This is a genomic window from Streptomyces sp. B1866, assembly GCF_031932565.1.
Classification (GTDB): Bacteria; Actinomycetota; Actinomycetes; order Streptomycetales; family Streptomycetaceae; genus Streptomyces.
This window is the reverse complement of sequence record NZ_JAVSCF010000234.1, coordinates 1-9,961: the sequence shown is the minus strand read 5'-3', so window position 1 is coordinate 9,961 and position 9,961 is coordinate 1. Positions and strand designations below refer to the sequence as shown.

Sequence of the window (9,961 nt, the reverse complement as noted above, 5' to 3'; positions counted from 1 at the left end):
GGGTGTAGGCGACGCGGCCGGAGGCGACGCTGCCGACGTTGCCTGCCAGCAGCATCCCCTCGTAGCCGCGGGGCGCCCGGTGCAGGCGGGCCGCGTAGTCGTTGTACATGACGCCCGTGTAGACGCCGGTGCGGCTGCCGCGCAGCGACCGGGGGTCGATGCCCGCGTGCTCCAGAGCCTCCCAGGACGTCTCCAGCAGCAGGCGCTGCTGCGGGTCCATCGCGGCGGCCTCGCGCGGCGGGATGCCGAAGAACTCGGCGTCGAACGCGTCGGCCGCGTGGAGGAACGCGCCGTGCCGGGTGGAGACCTTGCCGGGGCTGTCGGGGTCGGGGTCGTACAGGTTCGCCAGGTCCCAGCCGCGGTTGGCGGGGAAGCCGCCGACGGCGTCGGTCCGGTCGGCGACCAGGCGCCACAGGTCGTCGGGGCCGGTGACACCGCCCGGGTAGCGGCAGCCGATGCCGACGATCGCGATCGGGTCGTGTCCGGCGTCGGCCGTGGCGGTGGCGTGGCCGCGGGCCGGGGTGTCGGGCGCGGTGGTGCCGCCGGTGACCTCGCGGGTGAGGCGCGCGGTGAGCGCGGTGGCGCTGGGGTGGTCGAAGACGGCGGTGGCGGGCAGCCGGAGGCCGGTGAGCGCGTTGAGCCGGTTGCGGAGTTCGAGGGCGGTGAGCGAGTCGAAGCCGAGGTCCCGGAAGGCGCGGTCGGCGTCGAGTCCTTCGGGGTCGCCGTGGCCGAGGACGGTGGCCATCTGGCCGCGCACCAGGCCGAGGATGGCGAGCGGCCGCTGGTCGGCGGGGAGGTCGGCCATCCGGCGGACCCAGGACGGGGCGTCGTCGGCGCCGGTGGGCGCGTCGGCGGCGCGGCGCAGCGGTGCGCGGACGAGTCCGCGCAGTACGGCCGGCACGGTGCCGGCCGCGGCGAGGTCGCGCAGGGCGGCGCGGTCGAGGCGCGCGGGGACGGTGTAGGGCGTGTCGTGGTGCAGTGCGGCGTCGAACAGGGCCAGTCCGGCCGGCGTGGGCAGGGCCGCGATGCCGCCGCGGGCCATGCGGGCGAGGTCGGCGCGGTCCAGGTGGCGGGTCATGCCGCTGCCTTCGGCCCACAGGCCCCAGGCGAGCGCGTTGGCGGGGAGTCCGGCCGCGCGGCGGTGTTCGGCGAGGGCGTCGAGGAGCGCGTTGGCGGCCGTGTACGCGCCCTGGCCGGCGTTGCCGGTGGCGGCGGTGACGGACGAGAAGAGCACGAAGGCGTCGAGTTCCCGGTCGCGGGTGAGTTCGTGCAGGTGCCAGGCGGCGTCGGCCTTGGGCAGCAGCACGGCGTCCAGCCGGTCGGGGGCGAGGGTCTGGAGGGTGCCGTCGTCGAGGACGCCGGCGGTGTGGACGACGGCGCTCAGCGGGTGTTCGGCGGGGATGCCGGCCAGTACGCGCTCCAGCTGCTCGCGGCGGGAGACGTCGCAGGCGGTGATCGTCACGTGGGCGCCGAGCGCGGTGAGGTCGGCTTCGAGCGCCGCCGCGCCCGGGGCGTCGCGGCCGGTCCGGCTGACGAGGAGCAGGTGGCGCAGGCCGTGCTCGGTGACGAGGCGGCGGGCGACCAGCGCGCCGAGGGTGCCGGTGCCGCCCGTGACGAGCGCGGTGCCGTCCGGGCGGAGGGCCCGGCGGCGGTCCGGGGCGGGGGCGGCGGTGAGGCGGGGGACGAGGGCGGCGCCGTCGCGCAGGGCGAGCTGCGGTTCGCCGCCGGCCGCCGCGGCGGGCAGGGCCGGGCCGGAGCGGGCGGGGTCGTCCAGGTCGATCAGGGTGAAGCGGCCGGGGTGTTCGGACTGGGCGGTGCGCAGCAGGCCCCAGACGGGGGCCGTGGACAGCCCGGTGACCCGGTCGCCGGGCCGGGCGGCGACGGCGTCACGGGTGACGACGACGAGCCTGGCCCCGTCGGGGCGGTCGCCGGCGAGCCAGGCGCGGACGGTGTCGAGGGCCCAGCGGGCGGCGTGGTGCGCGCCCGCGGCGGTCGGCGGAGTGCCGGGGGCGGCGGCGAACACCAGGTCGGGGGCCGGGTTTCCGGCGGCGACGTGTGCGTCGAGGTCGGTCAGGCTCGGGTGGGCGGTGCACCGGCCGTCCGGGTCCTGGCCGAGGCCGAGGCGGTCGGCGCCGACGACGGCGTACCGCACGGCGGCCGGGGGCGCGCCCAGCGGCTGCCGGGTCCAGCGCAGGTGGTACAGGGCGTCGCGCGGCGCGGCGGCGTCCGGTGCGAGCCGTCCGGCGGGCAGTTCGCGCAGGGTCAGCCCGCCGATCGACACGACGGGCGCACCGGTGGCGTCGGCGGCGGTGAGCGCGGTGGCGCCGTCGGCCGCGGGTGCCAGGTGTACGCGCAGGGTCTCGGCCCCGGTGGCGTGGAGCCGCACGTCGGCGAGGGAGAACGGGACGCGCGGGCTCGTGGGCCGCGGCGCGTCGGCGGGGGCGAGGAGCAGCGGGTGCAGCGCGGCGTCGAGCAGCGCGGGGTGGACGCCGAAGGCGCGGTCGCCGCCGTCGGGGGACGCGGGCAGGGTCACGTCGGCGTACAGGGCGTCGCCGAGCCGCCAGGCGGCGGTCAGGCCCTGGAACCAGGGGCCGTAGCCGTACCCGAGGTCGTCGAGGAGGCCGTAGGCGCCGGTGAGGTCGACGGGTTCGGCGCCGGCGGGCGGCCAGTTCCGCAGGTCGGGCGCGGCAGGTTCGGCGGGTGGTTCGGCGGCGGTGAGCGCGGTGAGTGTGCCCGACGCGTGGCGGGTCCACGGCCGTTCGTCCGGGCCGCCCAGGGCGTCCGGGCCGTCCGGCGCGTCCGGCGTGCCGGGCCGGGAGTCGAGGGTGACGGCGTGCCGTCCGTCCGGGTCGGCGGGGGCGACGGCGACGCGCAGGTGCACGTCCCCGGACGCGGGCAGGGCGAGCGGGGCTTCCAGGGCGAGGTCGGCGACGCGCGGGCAGCCGGCGAGGCCGCCCGCGTACAGCGCCAGGTCGAGGAACGCCGTGCCGGGCAGTACGACGGTGCCGGTGACGGCGTGGTCGGCGAGCCAGGGCCGGGCCGCCGCGGACAGTCGGCCGGTGGCCACGGTGGTGCCGTCGGGGGCGGTGGTGACGGCGCCGAGGAACGGGTGGTCGAGGGCGTCGAGGCCGAGGTCGGCGGCCCGGCCCCGGTCGGGCGCGGGCGCCAGCCAGTAGCGGCGGCGCTGGAAGGCGTACGTGGGCAGGTCGACGTGCCGCCCGTCGCGGCCCGCGTACAGGGCGTCGGGGTCGGGCGCGGCGCCGCCCGCGACGGCTTCCGCGACGGCGGCGGCGAACTGGGCGCGGCCGCCGTGGCCGCGGCGCAGCGTGCCGACCGCCGTGCCGCCGGCCGGGGCGGCGGCTTCGGCGCCGGGGGTGTCGAGGGTCTGCTGGACGCCGACCGTGAGGACGGGGTGCGGGCTGCACTCGATGAACAGGCGGTGGCCGTCGTCGCCCAGCGCGCGCACGGCGGGCTCGAAGAGCACGGTCTGGCGGAGGTTGCGATACCAGTAGCCGGCGTCCAGGACCGAGGTGTCCGGCAGCGGACCGCCGGTGACGGTCGAGTAGAACGCGGTCCGCGCCCGGCGCGGGGTGATGCCGTCGAGGGCGGCCAGCAGCGGTTCGCGCAGGGCTTCCATGTGCGCCGAGTGCGACGCGTAGTCGACGGGGACGCGGCGGGCCTGGACGCCGTCGCGCTCGCACCGGGCGAGGAGGGCGTCGAGGGCGTCGGTGTCGCCGGAGACGACGGTGGCGGCGGGGCCGTTGCGGGCGGCGACGCCGAGCCGGCCGTCGTAGGGCGCGAGGAGCGCGGACACGTCGTCGGCGGGCAGCGGCACGGACGCCATGCCGCCGCTGCCCGCGGCGGCGCGCAGGGCGCGGCTGCGCAGGGCGACGACCTTGGCGGCGTCGTCGAGGGTCAGCGCGCCGGCGACGTACGCGGCGGCGATCTCGCCCTGCGAGTGGCCGACGACGGCGTCCGGTTCGACGCCGGTGGACCGCCACAGCGCGGCCAGCGAGACCATGACGGCGAACAGCAGGGGCTGCACCACGTCGACCCGGTCGGGAGACGGCGCGCCGGGCCGGCCGTGCAGGACGTCGAGGGGCGACCAGGGGACGTACGGGGCCAGCGCGTCGGCGCAGTCCCGCAGTGCGGCGGCGAACTCCGGCGAGGTGTCCAGGAGGTCCATGGCCATGCCCGGCCACTGCGAGCCCTGTCCGGGGAAGACCAGGACGGTGGCCGGGGCGCCGCCCGCCGGGCCGGGCTCCGGCCGGCCGGAGCCCCGTACGAGGTGGTCCGCGGGGTCGCCGGCGGCCAGGGCGGTCAGCCCGCGCAGGGCGTCGGCCCGGGTGCCGGCGAGGACGACGGCGGTGTGGCCGAGCCGCGCGCGGGTACGCAGCAGCGCGTGGCCGAGGTCGGCGAGGCCGAGGGTGTCGTCGGCGGCTGAGAGGTGGCGGGCCAGCCGCTCCGCCTGGGCGCGCAGCGCCGCCTCCGTACGGCCGGACACGACCAGGGGCACGGGCGGCGGCGCGGCGGCGGGCGCCTGCGGGGGCGGTCCGGCCGGGCGGGCGGTACGGTCCGGCGGGCCGGGGCGGTCCGGCGGTGCGGCGGGCGGTGCCTGCTCGACGACGACGTGGGCGTTGGTGCCGCTGATGCCGAACGACGAGACGCCGGCGCGGCGGGGCCGCCCGGTGCCGCCGGCCGGTTCGGGCCACGGCGTGGCACCGGCGGGCACGGTCACCGCGCCGTCCGTCCAGCGCACGTGCGGCGAGGGCGCGCGCAGGTGCAGCGTCGCGGGCACGAGGCCGTGCCGCATCGCGAGGACGGTCTTGATGAGTCCCGCCACGCCCGCCGCGGCCTGCGTGTGGCCGATGTTGGACTTCAGCGAGCCGACGAGCAGGGGGTGCGCCGGGTCGCGGTCGCGCCCGTACACGGCGAGCAGCGCCTGGGCCTCGACGGGGTCGCCGAGGGCGGTGCCGGTGCCGTGCGCCTCGACCACGTCGACGTCGGCGGGGGACAGCCCGGCCGAGGCGAGGGCCTGCCGGATGACCCGCTGCTGGGCGGCGCCGCTGGGCGCGCTCAGCCCGTTGCTGGCGCCGTCCTGGTTGACGGCGGAGCCGACGAGGAGGCCGAGGACGGGGTGGCCGTTGCGCCGCGCGTCCGAGAGGCGTTCGAGCAGCACGACGCCGACGCCCTCGGCCCACCCGGTGCCGTCGGCGTCGGCGGAGAACGGCTTGCAGCGGCCGTCGGGCGCGAGGCCGCGCTGCCGCGAGAACTCCACGAACATGCCCGGCCCGGCCATCACCGTCGCCCCGCCCGCCAGGGCGAGCGAGCACTCGCCGCCGCGCAGGGCCTGGGCGGCCAGGTGCACGGCCACCAGCGAGGACGAGCAGGCGGTGTCGACGGTGACGGCGGGCCCCTCCAGGCCCAGGGTGTAGGCGACGCGCCCGGAGGCGACGCTGGGCGTGCTGCCGGTGAGCAGGTAGCCCTCGAAGCCCTCGGCCGCCTGGTGCATGCGCGGCCCGTAGTCCTGCCCGGTGGCGCCGACGAACACGCCGACCCGGTCGCCGCGCAGCGCGGCCGGGTCGAGTCCCGCGCGTTCCAGCGTCTCCCAGGACGTCTCCAGCAGCAGGCGCTGCTGCGGGTCCATGGCCTGGGCCTCGCGGGGCGAGATCCCGAAGAACTCGGCGTCGAAGTCGCCCGCCGCGGGCAGGAAGCCGCCTTCGCGGACGTACGTGGTGCCGGGGTGGTCGGGGTCGGGGTGGAACAGCCGTGCCAGGTCCCAGCCGCGGTCGTCGGGGAAGGGCGCGACGGCGTCCACGCCGCCGGCCGCCAGGCGCCACAGGTCGTCGGGCGAGTGGACGTCGCCGGGGTAGCGGCAGCCCATCGCGACGATGGCGACCGGGTCGCCGTCGTGGGCCGGGGCGGGGGCCGGGGCGGCGGCCCGCGCGGCGCCGGCCGTGGGGGACTCCAGCGCCAGGGCGCGCAGGTGGCGGGCGAGGGCGGCGGGCGTCGGGTGGTCGTAGACGGCCGTGTCGGGCAGGTCGAGACCGGTCGCGGCCGCGAGGCGCTGGACCATGTCGAGCGTGGCGAGCGAGTCGAGGCCCGACGCGCGGTAGGGCCGGTCGGGGTCGACGGCGTCGTGCGCGGCGTGTCCGAGTACGGCCGCGGCGTGCGCGCGGACCAGGTCCCGTACGAGCCGGTGCTGCTCGGATACGGACAGGCCGGCGAGGCGGCGGGCGAGGGCGGGGACGGGGGCCGGGCCGGCCTCGGCGGGCTCGGGTCCGGCACGGTGTCCGCTCTCGGTTTCGGGCTCGGTTCCGGGCTCGGGTCCGGCCGGGTCGGGCCAGTGGCGGGTGCGCTGGAAGGCGTACGTGGGCAGGTCGACCCGCCGCGCGCCCAGGCCCGTGAACAGGGCGGCCCAGTCCGGTTCCGCGCCCAGGACGTGCAGGCGGGCCGCGGCGGTGGCGAGGGTCCGCGCTTCGGAACGGTCGGCGCGCAGGGTGGCGACGGTCGCGACGCGGTCCCGGTCCGCGGCCGGCAGGCACGCGCGGGCGAGCGCCGAGAGGCTGCCGTCGGGGCCGAGTTCGACGAGCACGGTCGCGTCGGCGTCCAGGAGCCGCTGGACGCCGTCGCGGAAGCGCACGGCCTCGCGGGCCTGGCGGACCCAGTACTCCGGCGAGCAGGCCTCCTCGTCGGACAGCGGGCGGCCGGTCAGGTTGGAGACGACGGGGACCGCGGGCGGGTGGAAGGCGAGCCCGCGGGCGACCTCGGCGAAGTCGTCGAGCATCGCGTCCATGCGGTGCGAGTGGAAGGCGTGGCTGACCCGCAGCGGCGTCACCTTGCGCCCGGCCGCCCGCCAGGTCTCGGCGACCGCCCGCACGGCATCCTCGTCGCCCGAGACCACCGTGGCGGCCGGCCCGTTCACGGCCGCGACCGAGACCCGGTCGCCGACGGCGGAGAGGCGGGCGCGGACCTCGTCCTCGGACGCGCGCAGCGCCACCATGGCGCCGCCCGCCGGGAGCGCCTGCATGAGGCGGCCGCGGGCGGCGACGAGCGCGCCGGCGTCGGCGGCCGACAGGACCCCGGCCACGTGCGCGGCGGACAGTTCGCCGATCGAATGGCCGAGCACGAGGTCGGGCGTCACGCCCCAGTGTCCGAGCAGCCGGTGGAGCGCGACCTCGACGGCGAAGAGCGCGGGCTGGGTGTACTCGGTGCGGTGCAGGAGCGCGGCCCGCGGACTGTCCTCGGGCGCGAACAGCACGTCCCGCAGCGGGTGCGGGAGGTGGGGGTCGACGTGCTCGCACACGGCGTCGAACGCCGCCGCGAACACCGGGAACCTCGCGTGCAGCTCGCGCCCCATGCCGGCGCGCTGGCTGCCCTGGCCGGCGAAGAGGAACGCGGTCCGGCCCGGGCGGCGAGCCTCGCCCCGTACCACGTCCGGGCCGGCGCCCGGCCCGCACAGGGCGTCGAGTCCGGCGTCGAGCCCGGCCCGGTCCTCGGCCAGGACCACGGCGCGGGCGGCGAGCGGGGTGCGGGTGGTCGCGGCGGACCAGCCGATGTCCGCCGGTGCGGCGTCGGGGCGGTCCGCGAGGTGTTCGCGCAGGCGGGCCGCCTGGGCCCGGAGGGCGTCCGGCGTGGCCCCGGACAGCGGAACCAGGACCGGCCCCGGCGGCGTACGCGCCGGGGGCGTGTCCCCGGCGGGCAGGTCGCGCACCGGCGCCGCGCGTGGCCCGTCCGCGCCGGTGCCCTCGGGGACGCCGCCGGGGCCGGGCGCCCACTCCGCCAGCACGACGTGGCAGTTGGTGCCGCCCATGCCGAAGGAGCTCACGCCCGCGACCAGCGGCCGGTCCGGCCTCGGCCAGCCGGTCGTGGCGTCCTGGACGCGCAGGCCCAGCCTGCCGAACGGGATACGCGGATGGGGCGTCGCGAAGTGGAGGCTGCGCGGCAGCCGCCGGTGACGGATGCCGAGCACGGTCTTGACCAGGCCGACGACGCCCGCGGCGCCTTCCAGATGGCCGATGTTGGTCTTCACCGACCCCACGAGCAGCGGCGCGTCCGGCGGTCGGCCCACGCCGAGCGCGGCGCCGAGCGCGGCGGCTTCCACCGGGTCGCCGACGGGCGTCGCCGTGCCGTGGAGCTCGACGTACTGCACGGCCTCGGCGGCGTGTCCGGCCCGCCGGTGGGCCGCGCGGATCACCTGCTCCTGCGCCTCGGCGTCGGGCGCGGTCAGCGCCTCGCCGCCGCCGTCGTTGTTCACCGCGCTGCCGGCCACGACGCAGTACACGGTGTCGCCGTCCGCGAGCGCCCGGGCCAGCGGCTTGAGGACGACCATGGCGCCGCCCTCGCCGCGTACGAAGCCGTTGGCCCGCGCGTCGAAGGTGTGGCAGCGGCCGTCCGGCGACAGGCCGCCGAACTTCCCCGCGTCACCGGACCCGTCCGGCAGCAGGTCCAGGTTGACGCCGCCGGCGAGCGCGAGGTCGGACTCGCCGCGCCGCAGGCTCTCGCACGCCATGTGCACCGCGACCAGCGAGGAGGCCTGGGCGGCCTCGACCGCCATGCTGGGACCGCGCAGGCCGAGGGTGTACGAGACGCGGTTGGCGATCATGCTGCGGTGCAGGCCGGTCACCTGCCGCGGCCCGGCAGCCGCCGCGTTCGCCCGGCGCAGCAGGGCGGCGTAGTCGTCCCACATCGCGGCGGCGAAGACGCCGGTGGCGGTGCCCGTCAGCCGGTGCGGGGGAATTCCCGCGCTCTCCAGCGCCTCCCAGGACAGCTCCAGCATGAGCCGCTGCTGCGGGTCCATGAGCGCGGCCTCACCCGGGGTGACGCCGAAGAACGCCGCGTCGAAACGGTCCACGTCGTCCAGATAGCCGCCGCGCCGCGACCGGCCCGCTCCCGCTCCCGCCGCGCCGGAGCCTTCCGTCGGCGTGGTGTCCCGGCGGCGCTCCGGTAATTCCCTGACGGCGTCGACACCGTCGCGGAGCAGCGCCCAGAACTCGTCGGGAGTGGCGGCGCCGGCGACTCTGCAGGACATGCCCACGATGGCGACGGCGTCACCGCGGGCGACGGCCGCGGCCCGTGGAACAGCGTGTGTCTCAGTCATGAGGCTCCATGCCGATGAATGGGCATGCCGATGAATGGCAGGGCGAGGCATTGCGAAATCGCGCGAAAATGCACCGGTCGAGCAGGGCCGGGACGCCGGGAATTCCCGGTGAATGAGAACCGGATACCGGGTGCGAAAGCGGCGGATATTTCGAGTGGGCGAGGCGGACGCGGACCGTGATTTCAGAGGGGGGAGCCGCACGGCATCGTGAAAGGAGGCGGGTGGTGGGCCCGCTGTCCCGTTGGTGAATTCTACGCGGCGCCCACCTCCCCGACAAGTGGTTACTGCATCGGTCGTGATGACGTCACGTGCTTACGGTGCATCTCGGAAGATGCGGTGATTTGCAGGTCTTTCCGTGGTACGAGAACCGGTATGAACGGGCACAGGCCGGGATAATCGGTGTGGTGGCTCTGAGGTCAGAGAGACGCGCACCCCTCGATGAGGCGATTTCCGCGCGAAATCCCGTGGGAATCCCGGTATCGGTGCCTTCCGGTCGACTCGCCGTGCCGGTATCGGATACGCCTCCTGACGTACTGCATCGATACTCCGTGTTTTCCTCGCTATCGGCGTGGCTGATATGCGCTCGGGCCCGACTTGTTTCTCGCTGGAGGCCCTGTCGCGTGTGTGCCGAATTTACCTGACGGCAATCTTTTCCGCGTTTTCTGGCCGGGTACGGCCCGGCCCGGCCTTCCGGGTACCCCTCCGGCCGCGTGCGACGCCCCGGGCCGTGGCGCGGCTGACGGCCGCCCGCCGCGGCGCGGGCTCGGCCGCCGGAGGATCCAGGGGGGCGGACGGCGCCGGGCGGCGGGGTGACGGCCCGGTCGGCCCGGTCGGCCGGGAGTCCGCGCCCGCGCTCAGCCC

Annotated in this window: 1 protein-coding gene; it reads right to left on the bottom strand. The window is 77.5% G+C overall.

Going from position 1 to position 9,961, the window contains the following annotated elements:
* A partial coding sequence (locus RKE29_RS23885; RefSeq protein WP_312007660.1) for a type I polyketide synthase occupies positions 1-9,031 on the bottom strand: 9,031 nt, incomplete at its 3' end.
* Between the last annotated feature and the right edge of the window lie 930 nt (positions 9,032-9,961).